The 17,861-nt window shown below is 55.7% G+C and carries 12 protein-coding genes and 2 pseudogenes; 6 read left to right on the top strand and 8 right to left on the bottom strand.

The genetic code is table 11. The features are described from left to right. Positions 1-2: 2 nt before the first annotated feature. Entirely contained in the window at positions 3-4,439 is a 4,437-nt protein-coding gene (locus CLAM6_RS11435) for a hypothetical protein (RefSeq protein WP_153636166.1), read from the top strand. Between the two features lie 24 nt (positions 4,440-4,463). Beyond that, positions 4,464-5,495 carry a Wadjet anti-phage system protein JetD domain-containing protein gene (locus CLAM6_RS11430; RefSeq protein ID WP_153636165.1) on the top strand — a complete coding sequence of 344 codons (1,032 nt, stop codon included), beginning with the start codon at positions 4,464-4,466 and terminating at the stop codon, positions 5,493-5,495. A gap of 191 nt (positions 5,496-5,686) precedes the next feature. Here the strand turns inward: CLAM6_RS11430 and CLAM6_RS11425 are convergent, their stop codons facing one another. The 3 genes and pseudogenes from CLAM6_RS11425 to CLAM6_RS11415 all read right to left on the bottom strand — a co-directional run bounded on the left by CLAM6_RS11425 (position 5,687) and on the right by CLAM6_RS11415 (position 7,598). Then, positions 5,687-6,106 (bottom strand): helix-turn-helix domain-containing protein, encoded by a 420-nt coding sequence (locus tag CLAM6_RS11425; protein ID WP_153636164.1) that lies wholly within the window; start codon positions 6,104-6,106, stop codon positions 5,687-5,689. Positions 6,107-6,122: 16 nt separating this feature from the next. Further along, positions 6,123-6,956, bottom strand: a complete 834-nt coding sequence (locus CLAM6_RS11420; protein WP_153636163.1) for a ParA family protein — start codon at positions 6,954-6,956, stop codon at positions 6,123-6,125. Positions 6,957-7,010: 54 nt separating this feature from the next. Then, positions 7,011-7,598 (bottom strand): annotated as a pseudogene (locus CLAM6_RS11415) (hypothetical protein). Positions 7,599-8,592: 994 nt separating this feature from the next. On the opposite strand from CLAM6_RS11415, the pseudogene CLAM6_RS11410 reads away from it, so the two are divergent. Next, positions 8,593-9,734 (top strand): annotated as a pseudogene (locus tag CLAM6_RS11410) (IS3 family transposase). A 50-nt stretch (positions 9,735-9,784) separates the two neighbouring features. Here the strand turns inward: CLAM6_RS11410 and CLAM6_RS11405 are convergent. From CLAM6_RS11405 to CLAM6_RS11385, 5 genes are all read right to left on the bottom strand, one after another. Then, entirely contained in the window at positions 9,785-10,144 is a 360-nt protein-coding gene (locus tag CLAM6_RS11405; protein WP_347237558.1) for an RES family NAD+ phosphorylase, read from the bottom strand. Positions 10,145-10,246: 102 nt separating this feature from the next. Continuing rightward, positions 10,247-10,699, bottom strand: a complete 453-nt coding sequence (gene parS / locus CLAM6_RS11400; protein ID WP_153636162.1) for a type II RES/Xre toxin-antitoxin system antitoxin — start codon at positions 10,697-10,699, stop codon at positions 10,247-10,249. Positions 10,700-11,033: 334 nt separating this feature from the next. Further along, entirely contained in the window at positions 11,034-12,038 is a 1,005-nt protein-coding gene (locus CLAM6_RS11395) for a methylenetetrahydrofolate reductase (RefSeq protein ID WP_153636161.1), read from the bottom strand. After that, a complete protein-coding gene (locus CLAM6_RS11390; protein ID WP_153636160.1) occupies positions 12,035-12,499 on the bottom strand; it encodes a methylenetetrahydrofolate reductase C-terminal domain-containing protein in 465 nt (154 codons plus the stop codon). The genes CLAM6_RS11395 and CLAM6_RS11390 overlap by 4 nt, the downstream gene beginning before the upstream one ends. 152 nt (positions 12,500-12,651) lie before the next feature. Next, on the bottom strand, positions 12,652-13,533 hold the full coding sequence (locus CLAM6_RS11385) for a LysR family transcriptional regulator (RefSeq protein WP_153636159.1): 882 nt from the start codon (positions 13,531-13,533) through the stop codon (positions 12,652-12,654). Positions 13,534-13,647: 114 nt separating this feature from the next. Here CLAM6_RS11385 and CLAM6_RS11380 point away from each other — a divergent pair, with 114 nt between their 5' ends. From CLAM6_RS11380 to CLAM6_RS11370, 3 genes are all read left to right on the top strand, one after another. After that, positions 13,648-15,114, top strand: a complete 1,467-nt coding sequence (locus CLAM6_RS11380) for an aldehyde dehydrogenase family protein (RefSeq protein ID WP_153636158.1) — start codon at positions 13,648-13,650, stop codon at positions 15,112-15,114. Positions 15,115-15,123: 9 nt separating this feature from the next. Beyond that, entirely contained in the window at positions 15,124-16,125 is a 1,002-nt protein-coding gene (locus CLAM6_RS11375) for a dipeptidase (RefSeq protein ID WP_172978700.1), read from the top strand. 119 nt (positions 16,126-16,244) lie between these two features. After that, positions 16,245-17,861 (top strand): BCCT family transporter, encoded by a 1,617-nt coding sequence (locus tag CLAM6_RS11370; RefSeq protein WP_153636157.1) that lies wholly within the window; start codon positions 16,245-16,247, stop codon positions 17,859-17,861.

Raw genomic sequence — 17,861 nt, 5'->3', positions numbered from 1 at the left:
GCATGTGGCTGATCAAACGGGTTTATATGGATGGCGCGGGCCACGAAGAGGCCTTCTACAAAGACCTTACCCTAGACTACATTGGCATGACTCATGCGGTCGATCAATCTGCTGACTCATCACGTAGCATCTCGGCCAAGAACGTAAAGGCTGTGGCCAGCACCTATCAGCAACTGGTGAACGGTGGCGGCAAGTCCACCTATATTGCATTGCTATTGTCAGTCTTTGAGCCGTCTGTCAACGACTTTACCCAGTACCTGGCCAATCGTCGCCAGAGTGAATACCACTACCGCAATTACTTCCATCAGGAGCTGTCTGTCATATTGGTGGAAATGGTCAATGAAGCCGGCCAAACCTTGCTGCTGGGACACGCCCACCAGCGCCGCGGCGATGATGTGGATCGCGTTCTGTTTATCTGTGATACGCCCGACTCCCTGCTGGACACCCCGTTTGACGAAGTGCCGTCATACTCGCGTGCCGAGTACAATCCCGAGCTGCGTCCCTATGCCAACACTCTGCATAGCTTTGAAGGTTGGCTCAATCTCAAGGCGGGTGGCAGCGGCGGTGTACACTGGCGCAAAACCCGAGTGATCAAAGAATGGCGCGCGTTTTTGCTGGAGCAGCGGATCAATATTGATCTCATCAAAACAATGGTCACCTTCAACTCAGAAGAGGGTGGGCTGACCAAGTTCATTGACTATAAAACCGAGCAGGATTTTCTCGGCGCGTTCTTCGCATGCACCATGTCCAAGGACACCACGGAGCAGTTGCGTGTTCTGGTGGCGCACGAGGTCGAGCGCCAGGGTGAGTTGGAAACGATTCGCCGCAACGAATCCTTTCTGAGGGATGTGCGATCGAACTGGCAGACGTTTCTTGAGCCGGCCAGGCAGCTGGAAAGCACTCAGGCACAGCAACGGCAGATGGCTGACAGCTTCCGCGAGGCGATGCGCGATCTCACGGCTTTTGTTGAGGGAGCGCAGATAGAGCAGGAGCAGCTCGACGATCAAGCGGAAAGCCTGCAGAAAGAGATTGACCAGATAACGTCTCACCGCGACCTACAGGGCATGCGCAAGGCCCTGCTTGAGCACGATCTCGCCCTGCATCAGTTCGACGAACAAAAAGCCAAGGTTGCTGCACTCCAAAAGGAGGCCGAGACTTGCCAGCGTCAGCTGCAGATTGCACGTACCGCTATAGACTTCAAAGCCTATGCGAAGGCCCAAGATGCGTACCGTCAGGCGGGCGAGAACCTGAAGGTGTTCCACAGTGAAAAAGAAAAGCCGCTGCAGATGATCTTCGAGCGCACCGCCGGCGAGGCGCTGGGCGTACTGGAGCTGGCGATCAGTGGTCATCGTCAGCGGGAGGCTGAGATCGCGGAGGCGCTAATAAAGATCGGCCGCGAAACCAATGCCATGGAGCAATCCCGTGAGCAGCTGCATAAGAAGCTGGGCAACTTGGAATCGGAGAGCAACCAGTGCCGGCAGGACAAGCGCAAAGGAGAAGCTCGACGGGATGTGCTGTGGAAAGAGGGCCTGATCCGCACTGGGGAAACCCCTGCGGCCGCCCAGCACCGAATGGGGTTGACCTTGCGTGATGCAGAGCAGGCCGAGGAGCAAGCCAAGATCGCCTCTGGTAAGGCAGAGCAGATACTGGCAGCGCATCAGCAGGTGGTTAATCTGGCCTTGGTAGCACAAAGCCAAGCCCAGCAGTCCCTCACCCACACAGAACAAAAGTACCAGGCGGCGGTAGACAGTGCACACGTGTTGGCCGAAGCCTGTCAGGCGCTACCTGCGCCGACCCAGCACGCCCTTTGTCTTGAGGATGGCAACTGGCACAGCGCGCAGTGCGGATCGCGGATCAGCGAGGTGTTAAAGGCGGACACCCAAACGCTGAATGGGATGAAACAGCACCTGTTGGAAGCCCAGCACCAGCTGAATGAGTTAAAACTCACGGGCCACGAACTGGTTACCAAGCAGATCCAACAGGCGCTCGAGGCGTTTTATGGTGCGGGCATTGCGCGAGATAAACTCTGGGCCTTCCCTCACTACCTAGCCTCCGCCTTCAACGACAATGCGCCGCGCATCGCTGCGGTGATCGACCGAAACCCGGGTCGCTACCTGAGCCTGGTCGCACTGGATGAAGCGACGTTCACTCAGGTCAGCACCATCAGTGCAACATTGCTCTGGAAAGGGGGACCCATTGCCATTCACCGCCTAGATGAAGCACAGGATCTCCAAGGAATGACACCTGACTCAGCACAGGTAGTTCTCTCAAACCCAGACAAGCACGGTTACAGCCAGGCAGCCTACAACGCGCGACTGCAGGATCTGGAGAACGTAGTGGCCTCTCAAGCGACCTGCGTCGAGACTGCGGAAAGTGCCCTGACTGAACTGGAGTCGTTCAAGAACGATTGGCGCCTGCACTACGATCAGCACGGCTGTCACTGGTCGAGTCTGATCGAACAGCGCAATCAAGCCCACTCTGCACTGACACACGCCGATGCCCAACTGGCGCAGGCACAGCAGCATGAGCAGAAACTACATGACGAAAAAACGAACGCTCAAGCACAATTTGAAAGTGCCCGGAAGTACCGCAACCAAACCGAAAGAGCGCACGATACACTGACTCGTTTTGTAGACACGGAATGGGCGACACGCGACGCAGCAATGGTGAAGCTGGATCAGTTGGCCGGGCAGATTCAGCGGAACAAGGAAGCTCTCGAGCGCCAAAGGGATGAACTGGCGCAGAAAAACAGGGTGGCGGAGAGCAAGCGCGCCGATAGGACACGCATCCGCATACAGCTCGGCGAGTGGAACCGCCTGCGCAACAGTGCATTCTATTCGGGGGTTACGGCGTCCGAGGGTGTCGCCGATCGGAGTCCTCAAGACGTCCATGATGCGGCCGTTCAGGCGCACAAGCAATTGCTCGAAGCCGCCCAGGGTGATCAGGTAACGGCGCTCAAGCAACAGCTGAAAGATGCTGACCAGGCGCAACGCGACGCCTTTAATCGGCTGTCGGCACATTCTGCCTACCAGATGTATCCGGACGCGATCAAATCAGAGGCCATCACTGACCTTCAGCTGATTAACGAAAGCATCGCGCAGCTCGAGGCGGAGCAGCAGCAACTCACGCAACATCAGATTATGGCGCAGGCCACTCTGCAACAACTGTCCGAGAATTGCGAGAAGACGCGAGAGCCGCTGGACGAAGGTTTTGTGTGGGAGGAGAAGCCCACCGAGATAGAAGTGATCCGGTCGTCTCTGATCGAATTCGTCGATAATCTTCATCAAACCAATCACCAGCTCAAACGCCTGCAGGAGCAGCAGAGGCTCCAGGCGAAGAAGATCGAGGATGTGAAGGAGCGGCTACAAAGCGCCAAAACAGCGCAGGCCATGATTCAGCTCATCACACCGACCTCGTCGGCAGGCCTGCCCGCCAAGATACTGAACATCGCTGAGTATGCCGATACACTGAGCACCCATTGCAAAACGTACGCGCAGCTAAAAGAAACGCTGGAGCAGCAAGATGTGCGTGTAGCCACGGTCTGGGGGCACTTCCGCAAACGGATCGAAGAAGAGTCGGCCAAGGACCCGGACAGCCGTGCCAGTCAGGAATACTTGCGACAGCTGGATTTGATCGCAACTTACCACGAGGTGCTTGGTGATCTGGAGCGCGTTGGCACGGGAATCACGCAGGTGTTTGAGGCGGTCCAGGACAGCCTGGAGCAGTTCCAGCGTTCGATTGATCTGACCGTTACCCACCTGACTGCTCACCTAGAGGGGGCGGTTAAACTACTGAAGCGTGCCAAATCAGTCAGGATTCCGGATGACTGCCCCGTGCTGCCCGGCCGACCTATTGTGAAGATGACAGACCGGCTTAATGATCTCACAACCGATCTCAGGGGATTTGCCAGCGCCCGCTTGCAAAACTGGATTGCCAAAGGCCAGATTCCCCGCGCCCCCAACCGAGACGCCCTGACGGCCGACATGGTTCAGTCGGTGTTTGGCGAAGGGGATCTGGAGGTGCGTCTGCTGAAAACGAATGCCAGTCGCCCACAATGGACCCATATTACCCGGCTGGAGGGTTCTGGAGGGCAGCGACTCACGTCCGCTTTCCTGTTATTTGTGACGGTCGGCAAGGTGCGAGAGTACGACACGGGTATTTCAAGTGCAGGCTTCTTGCTGGCTGACAACCCGCTGGGCAAATCGAATGCCGATGACCTGATGCGAATTCAGACCCAGATGGCCAAGGCCTACAACATCCAGCTTATTTACTTGACCGGCATTTCGGACGAAAATGCCCAGTCGATGTTTGATAACCATCTATTCCTGAACAAAGTGCAGAAGCTGAAGCGGCGTGATCTGGTGACTGTTGATAAAGAACGCCATACGTTGTGGGCGGCCTCCCTGGTTGCCAAGCCACAGCCCGTGACGGCCTTGTAAGGTGGGTTTGGTATGAGTGGCGTAATGACTTGGCTGTCCCGTCTGGAGTCAACCATCAACAAGCACCGTCTTTCTGCCGGCAAGGCAGCACGCACAGTGAAGGCCAAGGTGGTACTGGATGAGCTGTTGTGCACACATCGCCAAGAAGCCTTGAGCCATGACATCCCCGACCTGCTGGGTCAGGCGATTGCGCAATTGATCGAGGGTGATTGGCGAGCCCAGCCCAGGCGCGAAGCAAACTGGCAGACCTATTGGCGTGGCCTGCGCCTTCCCAACGTTTTTATTTACGAAGGTGCAGTAGCCTCCGAGACGACGGTGCCAGAAATCGCCTGGCATCCTTGGTTGGCGGAGCGTGTTACAGGGCCGTTCTCGCCGCAGGTCAAGGAGCGTTTACAGCAGCTCAATGCTTACCTGTTTCGTCAAGTCGAGTGCGGCAAGCCGCTTTTTCCGGGCACGCTCGGGCGCCGTGAGCGAGCGCTGTTGATCTTTGGTGATGAAAAAGCACTAGACTCCATGCCGCTCGGTGGCTGGAAGCATGTAGCGCTGACCTTGGCCGACCTAGGTGCCATTCGGCGAGCACCGCCGCTACCGTATGAACCATCCAGTCGCAGAGATCTTCCGGCCATCATCGTTGAAAATTCCGATGTGTATTACCGCCTATGCCAAATTAATCGTGACCAAAGACATTGGTCACTGGTGATTTATGGCGCGGGTAACAAGGTGTCAGGTCAAGCAGAGTGCGTGTCACAACTTCTTGAGGCCGAACAGGTAAAGCAACTGCTTTATTTTGGTGACCTGGATGTGGCGGGCTTAAAAATTGCCCATCAACTGCGCTGTAAGCTGCTCGATGACTACGGTATTAGTCTGAAACTGGATGAGTGGCTCTATGAGGAGCTGATCCTAAATCGCCTGGTGACACCTGAAGGAAGCGCCAACAACGAGCGGTTTGATTTTGAGTCTCTGTGCGACTGGATGCCACGCTTTGTCGTACGAGAAATGAAGACGCTAATGGCAGCCCACCAGAGACTGCCTCAAGAAGGTGTGACCTACCGTTGAGGCTGTCAAGAGTAAGCGTTCGGGAATCACCACTTCTAGTGGCACAGTGAATCTGGAACTCCTCAACGTTTCATGTGGATTGGACTTCATCCAACATGTCTCCTATGGGGCTACCGATCTGGTAAATCATCGCAATGAAATTGCTTTCGTTTCGGTAGCCGCAAGCCCAAGATATAACAGCTTGAAAGAGATCATTCATATTTGCCAGACATGCGTTGGTTAGATCCTGGTCGGCATGTCTTCTTCAGTTTGTTTGAGGGTCCATACCCTGGATTATTTCTGGTCACTGATTCTGCACTTGGTGTGGAAGAGCCTTTCCTTAGTTGCTTTATTTCATAATTAAGGTTATCTACATCATCATTGAATTTTTTAATATTGTCATAGAGTTCTCGAACATCTTCCGTAGTGTATTTGTTCTTTTCACTATTGCCTCCAAAAATAGTACAGGCTTTATTAAGTAATTCTGATTTGCATTTGTAGACGAACTCATAACTAACGTTATACATAGAAGATATTTCTTCTATAGAATATTTTTCTAACGCTAATAAAGCAATGTCTGCTTTAAATGCGGCGCTATATTTCTCATATTCGTTTCTTATGATCTTTTGCATCTGTTTAATTTAATGCCTATTTTTTGTAGGATTCCATTGTCTTGATTCTAACAGTTATTTCTTTGACAAAACTATCTATGTTTTTTTTGGCAATGTAGCTGTTAGTGATTTTGTTAAGAGGCTGTCTGGTATGTAATGATTCTTTTATTGATTTACTAAATTTAATGTTGTTTTTGAATGAGTAGTAACCGCGCTCTGTCAATGATTGTGCTAATGTTTGTATATCATCATTTTGAGATTTCTGATAACCTACGAAAACTGTACCAAGGGATGTTGCAGACTTTTCGTATTGAGAATTTATGTCTTTTATAAACTCCTCAGTGTCAATTGCACCCTGTATAGAAAATATATCCTGAGTGGCTGGAATCAGAACATAGTCTGCCATTATAATTGCTGCTTTATATTTGTTCTTTGGTCCGGCCTTAGTGTCGATTAGAATATATTTATAGTCGCCTTTTTCTGCTAGCTCACGTATTCTTTTGTAGCCTAAAGTAACGTCATGAGGCTGATTATTGTTAGTAAGAATGCTTGCATTCGGTGATCCTGATATTAAGTCAATGCTCGAGTCGTATGTTTTTATTGTCGGTAGCCTATCATTTTTTTCTAAAAGTGTTTCTGTGGCATTATCTTTCGCTAAATCAGTCCACATTTCTTCAAAGCTATCGTATTTTTCTAAGAATAGAAAACTCAAACAGCAAAGCTCATCAAGATCAACGCACAATACACGTTGAGGATCACGACCGTTACCATCAACATATGGAAGTTCTGAAAGCCTTTGAGCCATCAGCCAACAAATCGGTGTTTTCCCTACTCCACCTTTTCCATTTGCTATCGCGATTATATGTGTCATTTTAACTCTCTAGTTGTCGGGTTTCGTCTGATTGACTACAGCTTGCGAAAACAGCTACGGTAGTTCGACCTGCCACTCCTTCACTACTGCAACAGGTGTCCTGTGGTGTAGTGATTTCTGGTGAATGTGGTTGAAGCGCTTCACCATTTCATTCGTTTGGGCCCTGCCCGGCTTGGCCAATCGATATTCTATTCCATGGCTCTGACATTCCTGAGCGAATAGGTGATGCCCACGGGGCTAAGGCCGGTGCTTGGGCTTTTCGTTCTCTTCCGCGTCTTGACGCGTCAGCTGGGCAAGAGTCGGTACATCACGTCGTTTGAGCATATGCTGGAGCGCGGAACGTGACAGATTGGGATTCAGGAATTCACGAGAAACGACAAGTAGATCATCGAGTCCCAGCCGTAGTAGTTCTCGAGCGGCGATGACTATCTCTTCCTGTTCTGAGGTCAGAGTCGGCAGTAGGTTATGACGTGTGTGGGGAGGATTAAGGACATCATCACGCTGACGCCAGCGCTGGATAGATGAGACGCTGACCCCAAACTGACGAGCATGATATTTACTGGACATGCCGGCAGGAGCTACTTGGGTATCGGCAAGAATTTCTGGTGTCGTCGTCGCTTGTTTATGCAGCTTGATGTCCATAAAGCCTTTCCTGAATAAATTACCTGATGAGCTCTCGTAAGGCCAGAAAAGGATAACCTTGTTGCGAAACCCGATCATCCTGCCTCTGCAGATAGAGAACTTTTAGCACAGCCTTTTTGAGTAAACAAATGGCTTTAAGAGGTGTGATCAGAAAAAAATAGAGTTTAGAGAGTTTTGTAACGTTAGTTGAATCTTCAAAAAAAGTGCACAAAACCAATGCATTTTTGAGAAATAGTTGATTTTCTATTTTCTTTAAGTATGTTTGTTGTTATGAGATAAATTCCGTTGATAGTAATTTTTACTTCTGTATTGCCTTGAGTTTTCTTTAGGATTATGGAGAAACAGTTGTATTTTTTGCCTTGTTCTTGTTTAAAAAAGCAAGACCTTTTTTGCCAAATGTTTTCTATATATCTGAATTTAATGGTTTTTTTATTTTCCACGTAGTTTAATTATGCGGATCTGTTTTTTAGTATCTTCTAATTTAATCTTTTCTTTTTCTTTTGTATGCTGTTTTTTTTGGGCCATATGATTTTATATTTCTCGCTTTAGGCCAAAATGTTTAAGCTATTTTGTTATATGATATTTAAATTATGTTGTAGTATTTTTAATACTTTGGTATATGATCTCTCAAGCATCACTATACAGGGCATCAGAAAGAAGCGTTCAGCGACGGTGTCCGATTTGTAAAGAATTGTTTCCTGAGAAGGTTTGCATTTTTTCGCATCAGGCGGTGGACATGGTCTAGGTCATTGCGAGGCCCGCCTTTACCGATCCAAACTCGAGCACTCTTAAATTTTTGGATGAGGCGTGACAGGCATGGAGTCTGTCAGCAGTGCGGAGAGGGGATTGAGCTTAAATCTCAGGTGTTTGGCATCGAAGACGGTATGGCGAGTTTGGCGTTCGCCCTGGACGAGTAGATCCAGAGGCACCGTGAAGTGGTCCAATTGGAGCTGACACCTCGATAAGCCTCATAATGGAGGCGATGGAGGTGTTCATGATCAAGAAGATTCGACGTCGGTATTCCGATGAATTCGAGGCAGATGCGGTGAGCCTGGTGAGCGATCAGGGATATACCGTATCCGAGGCAGCCCGGCGCCTGGGAGTTGACCGTAGCCTGTTGGACCGTTGGTGCCGCAAGCAACGTCAACAGACTTCAGGCGCCTCGAGCCAACACGCGGATAATCGCGACGACGAGATCAAGATGCTCCGCGAAGAGGTTCGTAAGCTTCAGATTGAAAAGGATATTTTAATAAAGGCGGCGGCCTTCTTCGCCAAAGAATCGAGCTGAGATATCAGTTCATCGAATCGGAGAAGGCCGCCTATCCAGTGGCCTTGCTGTGTCGGGTCATGCAGGTCAGCCGGAGTGGTTTCTATGACTGGCGACGGCGTGGCCCAGATGATCATCGTCAGGCCCTTCACCGTGAGGTCAGAGAGATCCACCGCCGGAAGCGAGGCAGCTACGGCAGCCGCCGCATCGCCAAAGAGCTGCAACGCCGTGGCTACGAGGTTGGCCGTTACCAGGCCCGGAGCCTGATGCGGGAAGCCGGCGTAGAAGCAAAGCAGCGGCGCCGCTGGCGTCATACGACCGACAGTGAGCACAGCCTTCCGGTGGCGCCCAACCTGCTCAACCGTCAGTTTTTGGTGTCGGCACCGAACCGAGCCTGGGCGGCCGATATCACGGCGATCTGGACGTTGGAAGGGTGGCTCTACTTGGCGGCAGTGCTCGATCTCCACGACCGGCAACTTGTGGGTTGGGCGATGGCAGACCATATGCGCGCACAGTTGGTTCTGGACGCCTTGGAGATGGCCATAGGGTGCCGGCAGCCCAAGAGCGGATTGATCCACCACAGCGACCGCGGCAGCCAGTACGCGTCGCATGACTACCGATCCACGCTGGATCGGCACGGGTTCCAGACCTCCATAAGCCGCAAGGGAAACTGCTGGGATAATGCTGTTATGGAGCGGTTCTTCGGCTAACTGAAAAGCGAGTGGCTGGCTGACAAGCGATATGGAGCCCGCCAAGCAGCACGGCGAGATGTGATCGAATATATCGAGATGGAGTACAACAGCTGCCGACTCCACTCGACCTTGGGCTACCGAACGCCGAGGGATATTGAACTGGCTACTGCGGCTTAAAAATGTGTCCGCTCTCACTTGACCAGAACACTGACACTGAGGAGCGGGCATTACAGGCGACGATCTGGAGTGAAATCGACCTCTTCGGCACCCTGGGCCAGCGCCAGAAAAGCGGGGTGCTCTGGATTAACGAGGTAGTTCGTTTCTCGGGGCGCGACCACACTCGGAACCGCCAGAACTAGACTCGACTGTCCCTCAAGCCAGTCGTCACCGATCTCGGCTGTGGAGGGTGGCGCCGGCTCAGCTCGCCAATCTGCTGGCAGAACGTCCTCCGGGAGCTGCATTAGCACCTCCTCCCGGAATGTCACCTCCAGGAGCGCATACTCCTTCAGCAGTTGATTGTCTTCCAGGGGAACCATCGCCTCGAGCATGGCCAAGGACTCTGTGCTTGCGAGGTACACACAGACCATACCTTTGCTGTGCCAGCGCCCGCCTTACAGCCGAGCCTCTTTCCCCATCAAAGTCTGTCTTTAGCCACCTCCGCTTAACGAACCGATAACCACGCACTACAGTCATGCAAAGACGCCATGCTCAAGTCGGCCGATCAGATCTAGAACGGCTTCGGCGCCAGCAGTGGTAGCCACCATCTCGACCGGGCGATGCCCCCCAAGCCCACGAACGGGCCTGAGCAGCCATCCTTTCGCCTTCGCCTTGTCGCCCTCGAATAGGTCCGCTGCGCTCTTGTACACCTCAGCGAAACGGTACAGTCGATCGCCCTCGGCAGGTCTGAAGTAGCCAGTATCGGCACGACGCTTCAGGGTTGCCGGAGGAATGCCCACATACCGTGCCAACTCCTTGCTCTCAAGCCCGGTGGCCTCGGTGAGCTTGGTATAGACTTTGTACGAGATGCCGGCACTCAGCGCCTCATGCAGCTTGGCTCCCCGCGAAGGGAGGCCCAGAGCCTTCCAGAAGTCGTCCTTCCGAGAGGTTGATTTCGGGCGATACTCTTTGATAGCGGCTTGCATAGCTCTCTCCCGTGACTTCGTCTGATACCTCTTCAGGGTGTCAGATGATTCATTTGACACCACCTCGCACCGTTTGTCGGCTTCCTGAGGTAGTGCTGGCCGTAGGCCAAAACCTGAACCGGCATCAGACAGAAGAACACGAATGCCGCCACCAGCCTCGCCAACGCCTACGCGATATCGACGAGGGTGCCCGGGCGGATATCAATCTCTTTGTTGGTCATCACTCTGTCGTTGCTTCCTGAAGTTTGACGCTATCTGTCGTTGCTTCCTGAAGTTTGACGCTATCTGTCGTTGCTTCCTGAAGTTTGACGCTATCAATCATAGGTTAGCGGGTTTACGGCGAAGGGGTTGGGCGAGGTTCGGGTGTCCATAGCATACGCGCCCCCAGAATGCCCGCGCGCTGGATGATCTCGGGCACGAAGGCTTCCTGGCGATGCGCCATGATATGCACGCCGCTGACGCCCTCGATCTCACGCAGCTGCTGGATCATCTCGATGCAGATGTCCCGGCCCTCCGCCTTCTGATCCCGGGCTCCCTTCAAGCGTTTGAGCACGTCATCCGGGATATGCACGCCAGGAACATGGCGTCGCATCCACTCGGCGGTGCGTGCCGAGGCCAGCGGGCCGACGCCGGGCAGGATAAAGCATTTCTCCAGCAGCCCCAGATCACGGGCACGATGCATGAAGTCCTGAAAGCGCGACAGGTCGAAGCAGTACTGTGTCTGGATGAACTGGGCGCCGGCGGCAATCTTCTTGGCCAGTCGATGAGGGCGAAACGCGAAGGGCGGGGCGAAGGGGTTGGCGGCTGCGCCCAGAAATACCTGGGGCGCTGAGGTCAGTGCCCGGCCGCTGGCGAAGGTGTGCTTGTCACGCAATCCGGCGACAATCTCCAGCAGCGACAGGGAGTCGAGGTCGAACACCGGCTTGGCCTCGGGGTGATCCCCGACTTGCACGCCATCACCGGTCAGACACAGCAGGTTGCGGATGCCCAGCGCCGCGGCCCCCAATACGTCGCCCTGGATGGCGATGCGGTTTCTATCACGACACGAGATCTGCATCACCGTCTCATGGCCTTCGCGGGCCAGCAGGGCGCACATCGCTACGCTCGACATGTGGCAGTTGGCGCCCGAGCCATCGGTGGCGTTCATGGCATCCACATGACCGGCAAACAGCTGCGCGCGTGCATGCACCTCCTGCGGGTCGGCCGAGTCGGGCGGCGCCAGCTCGGCGGTGACGGCGAATTGCCCGCTCCTGAGTACCTGCTCGAGGCGACCGACGTTGCCAATGCCTTCGGCAGATGACAGTTGGGTGTTGTCGGGGATAGTGAGTCTGGAGGTCATTTCAGGCGCTCTCGACGCTCAGCGGCTTGCCGGGCCACGCGCAGCCAGGACGAGGTGCCCTGCAGGCGATGGTCCACTGGCAACTGCACGATCTGGATCGCGTCGCTGTCCTGCATCCGCTGGCTGCCTTCCCAGGCTTCCACCCAGACGCAACGCGTGTCCGGTTCGACTTCACAGTTGCCATTCTGCATGACACCGCCGCAGGGGCCGTTGCGCAGGTGCTTGGGGCAGTTCATTGAGCAGGACATGCCGGTCGAAATCAGAATGCACTGGCCACACATCTGACAGTCAAACAGCAAGCCCTTGCAGGCTTGCTCCAGCCTGGCGACAGGCTTCTCGGCGCGTGCGTAACCGACGGACTTCCACAGCGGCTGCAGTTTGATGATCACCGGCTCGACGGCCTGATAGGTGAGCTCCAGCAGTCGCGCGTGACGTGCGGCCCACAAACGAATCGAATACACGCATGCCTCCTGTCAAAACCTGGCGGGGGTAACGCCCTGGGCGTTTCAAAGCGCTATCTTCGCACGGCCGCCACCCGGGCCGACATCCCGTGGGCGACAGGGTCACCATCGAATGGCGCAGGCCACGGCTCGGGCGGCGGGACATGAAGGGCTCATTGTCCGGCGCCGAGGCTTTCTATGATGAAGCTCTCCATGGCCTGCGCCGCCGGCGACAAGCTGGCGCCCTTGCGGCGAATCAGGCCCACTTCGCGACTGACCCGCGGTTCGGCGAGTTCTATGAATCGCAGGCGCTCATATTCCTGCGGAAACGCCAGGCGGGGCAGCGTCGTGATCCCCATCCCGGCGACCAGCGTGGCTGTCAGCGAAATCATGTTGGAAATATACAAGGCATGCATTTCGAGCAGTGACTCGGCCGCCGTGCCATGCAACAGCCGCGAGGTGCCATTGCCGATCAGGGACTCTGTCTCCAGTGCTTGCCATGTCAGGGTCTGGCGCTCGGCAAAGGGGTGATCGTCACGGCAGACCACGCCGACTTCGTCATGAAACAACGGATGAAAGAGCAGTTCTTCCTCTAACCCCCACAGGCTGGTAATGCCGATGTCGACCTGGCCGCTGATGACCTGCTCGCGAACGAAATCGGCGTTGCCATCGTGGAGGCCGACCTTGATACCCGGATAGCGACTGACGAACTCGGAGAGCAGTTTCGGCATCAGTCGGCTGGCTACTGACGGCACCACTGCCATGTCCAGTTGGCCTGCCTCCTTGGCGGCGCGAGCCTGCAGCTCCCGGCTGAGGCGATCATGCTGATTGATCAGCTCCCGAAAGCGCGGCACGCAGTAGCTGCCATAGGGTGTCAGGGTCGCCTTGGCACCCTTCTCGAACAGTGCCTCCCCCAGGCGGTTTTCCAGCTCGCGGATGGCCATCGACAGGGCAGGCTGCGTGCGATGCAGATAACGAGAGGCAGCGTGAAAACCGCCGTGATCCACCACTGCCAGGACATAGCGCAGCGGCGTGATCTTCAGCTCTGCGACCATCGCGTCGATCCTCTTCAGAGTGGTAAGGGAAATTTATCATAGGGTATTTATTATTGATTATCTTTATCCCTCTGGGCCTCCTAGTCTGTTGTCACCGCGTTCAAGGAGGTTCACATGTCACACCACACCACTACCGCCACTCACGCCGCTGTTCACGATCTCTACATCGATGGTCAGTGGGTCTCAGGTCAGGGCAGCATCGCCAATCTCAATCCGTCCGATACCCGTGATGTCATCGGCCAATATGCGCAGGCCAGTGTCGATCAGGTTGCCGATGCCATCCAGGCGGCCAAGCGTGGCCAGGCACAATGGGCCCAGTCGGGTCTCGAGCAACGTTATTCCGTGTTGATGGCCATCGGCGATGAGCTGATCGCACGCAAGGCGGAGTTGGGTGAGCTGTTGGCACGTGAGGAGGGCAAGACCCTGGCGGAGGGAGTGGGTGAGGTACATCGCTCCGGGCAGTTCTTCCATTACTACGGCGCTGAAGTGCTGCGCCAGATTGATGAGCGTGCAGACTCGGTGCGTCCTGGAGTTGAGGTCGAGGTCCGTCGGGAACCCGTCGGTGTCGTCGGTGTGATCAGCCCCTGGAATTTCCCGATGGCGACAGCGGTCTGGAAGATTGCGCCTGCGCTGGCCTTCGGCAACGCGGTCGTCTTCAAACCGGCCAATCTGGTCCCTGCGAGCGCATGGGCACTGACCGACATCATTCATCGCCAGTCACTCCCGGCAGGCACTTTCAATCTGGTGATGGGCCCGGGCAGCAGCATCGGGGATGAACTGATCTCCAGCCCTGACATTCATGCCCTGTCCTTCACCGGCTCTCTGGAAGTGGGTCGTCGAGTGGCGGCGGCCACTGCCGCCAATCTGGTCAAGTGCCAGCTGGAAATGGGCTCCAAGAACGCCCTGATCGTTGCCGATGATGCCGACATGGAGCTGGCCGTCGAGGCAGCCTTCAATGGTGCCTACTCAGGCACTGGCCAGAAATGCACGGCATCTTCGCGGCTGATCGTGATGGAATCGGTCCATGACGAGTTCGTGGAAAAGCTGACTCAGCGCCTGTCTCAGGTCCGGGTCGGTCACGCATTGGAAGAGGGCGTGCACATGGGGCCGGCCGTCGATGCCAAGCAGCTTGAGTCCAACCTGTCCTGGGTGCAGCGCGCCCAGCAAGAGGGGGCAACGCTGGTCTGTGGCGGCGAGCGTGTGGAGTGCGCCACCGACGGCTACTTCATGAGCCCGGCGCTGCTGGTCAATACCACCAACGACATGGCCATCAACCGCGAGGAGATCTTCGGTCCGATCGCCTGCGTCATCAAGGTGAGCGACGCAGAAGAGGCCATCGATGTGCTCAATGACACGCACTTCGGGCTCACGGCGGGCATCATCACCAATTCCCTGAAACTGGCCAGCAGCTTCAAGGCGCGTGCCGAGACCGGCTGCGTGATGGTCAATCTGCCGACAGCAGGGACGGATTACCACGTGCCCTTCGGTGGACGCAAGGCTTCAAGCTTCGGGCCTCGTGAGCAGGGGCGATACGCGCGCGAGTTCTACACCGTCGTGAAGACCTGCTACATCAAGGCGTGAGGAGGCCCCATGTCAAAGACAATGCTGACGATCGATGGCCTGCAGTATTCCAACTGGTCACGCGAGATATTCGAGCAGATGCGAGAAGGGGGGCTGGACGCCGTACACGCCACTCTCGTGTACCACGAGACGACGCGAGAGACCTTGTCGCGTCTTGGCGAGTGGAATCGACGTTTCGAGGCCTGGCCTGATCTGATCATGCCCGTGCATGTGCCGCAGGACATCGCGGTTGCGCAAGCCAGCGGGCGTGTCGGCATCATTCTGGGGGCGCAGAACTGCTCGCCCATCGAGGACGATATCGACATGGTCGAGGTGATGCGTGACCTCGGGTTGATGATCATGCAGTTGACCTACAACAACCAGAGTCTGCTGGCCTGCGGGTGTTATGAGGCACAAGACAGCGGGATCACTCGCTTCGGACGTCAGGTGATTCGTGAGATGAATCGCGTCGGCATGGTCATCGACATGTCGCACAGCGCAGAGCGCTCCACGCTCGAGGCGATCGAGATATCCGAGCGCCCCGTGATCATTTCCCACGCCAACCCGGAAAGCTTCCATCCGGCAAAGCGCAACAAGTCCGATAAGGTGCTCAAGGCCATCGCGGAGAGTGATGGGCTGCTGGGGTTCTCGGCGTATCCCTTCCATCTGCGCAATGGCTCCGACTGTACTCTGACTGAGTACTGCGAAATGATCGCCAGAACCGCAGACCTGATGGGCATCGAGCACCTGGGAATCGGCACCGACCTGTGTCAGAACCAGCCGGTGTCCATTCTTGAGTGGATGCGCAATGGTCGCTGGTCCAAGGACATGGACTACGGCGAAGGCAGTGCCAGCAACGCTGACTGGCCGCGTCCATTGTCTTGGCTGCGAGACAGTCGTGACTTCCCCAACCTGATTGCCGGTTTGCGCAAGGTCGGCATGTCCGAGGACGAAGTGGCCGGCATCATGGGCAAGAATTGGGTCGCACTCCTCGAGCGCGCCGCGACCCGTCAGAAGACCACGCCTGCCTGATCGCCGTAACGCTATGCCATGGCACCTGTGCCGAGCCAGGAATCCTCAGGGTATCGCTCGGCAACCAACAACCATAATAAATGCCTGCCAATGACGAGAGCTCGTCAGAGGAATGCCACATGACTTCATCTCGCAAGACCACGTCGGCTGCCACGTCGGATGCGTTACCGGAAGGTCAGTACCGCTTTGGCGACCCTGTCGTACTGACCTGCAGCATCGGCTTCATTCTGCTGTTCGTCGGCCTGTCCCTGTTTGATCTTGAGGGGGTCGCGCAAGCCATCAGTGCCGGCTTTGCCTGGACTGCCAGAACACTGGGCAGCTACTTCCAGATTCTGTTGCTGCTCACCTTCTTCATTGCCCTGGGGCTGACCGCAACGCCTGCGGCCAGTGCCCGTATCGGTGGCACGCGCAGGCCTGAGCTATCCACCTTCAAGTGGGTATCGATCATCATGTGCACCTTGCTGGCGGGAGGTGGAGTCTTCTTCGCTGCCGGCGAACCGGTGTACCACTTCCTGGTGACGCCGCCTGCCTTTGATACCGAACCGGGCACTGCGAACGCCATCGCGCCTGCACTGGCGCAATCCTTCATGCACTGGGGCTTTCTTGCCTGGGCCATCCTGGGCAGCCTGACCGCCATCGTGCTGGCGCATGCCCATTACGACAAGGGTCAGCCCCTGCAGCCGAGAACGCTGCTGTATCCCGTGTTCGGCGAGAAGATCATGAAGGGCAAGCTGGGCGGCGTGGTGGATGCCATGTGCGTCATCGCCGTGGTGGCAGGAACGGTGGGCCCCATCGGCTTCCTGGCCACCCAGGTCAGTTTTGGCCTGCATGAGCTCTTTGGCGTGACCAATGACTATTCGACGCAGCTGAGCGTGCTGGTAGTGCTCGGGGTGATCTATGTGACCTCGGCCGTGACCGGCATCGACAAGGGCATCCAGATCATGTCGCGCTTCAACGTCTTCCTGGCGCTGGGTGTGGCGGCGGTGATCTTCGTCTTCGGGCCGACCCTGTTCATGGTCAATGCCTTTACTCAGGGCTTTGGCGAGTATCTGAGCTCGTTCTTCACCATGTCGACCATGACCGCACAGAGCGCTCCAGACTGGTGGATGCAGTGGTGGACCGTATTCTTCTTTGCCTGGTTCCTCGGCTATGGCCCGCTGATGGCGATCTTCGTGGCGCGCATCTCCAAGGGCAGAACCATCCGCCAGATGATCCTGACCGTTGCCGTACTGGCGCCCCTGGCGACCGCTGTCTGGTTCACGCTACTGGGCGGGGCGGGCATCTTCTATCAGTTCACCGGCGTGATCGACCTCACCGAAGCGCTCAACAACTTCCAGTTCGATGTCGCGACCCTCACCGTGGCGCAGGCATTGCCCGGCGGAACCGCAATGGCAGCTGCCATCCTGACGCTGACCACCATCTTCGTCGCCACCACGGGTGACTCGATGAGCTACGCGATCGCCGTCGTCAGTGCCGGACACGATGATCCAAGCCCGCTGGTGCGTGCCTTCTGGGGCATCAGCATGGCGTTGATGGCTGCGATACTCCTCCATATGGGCGCCGGCCAGATCAGTGCACTTCAGCAGTTCATCGTCATCACGGCCATCCCTGTCTCGCTGGTATTGCTGCCCTCATTGTGGACAGGACCCCAATCAGCCTTCGCGATGGCACGTGCGCAGGGAATCACCAGCCAGCGGTCAGCCATGCCGGCCCCGGAACACGAAGGAGAGCGTTGA

The organism is Cobetia sp. AM6, assembly GCF_009617955.1.
GTDB lineage: Bacteria > Pseudomonadota > Gammaproteobacteria > Pseudomonadales > Halomonadaceae > Cobetia > Cobetia amphilecti.
Note: the sequence above shows the minus strand (reverse complement) of the source record. Positions and strands in the feature narration are given on the sequence as shown.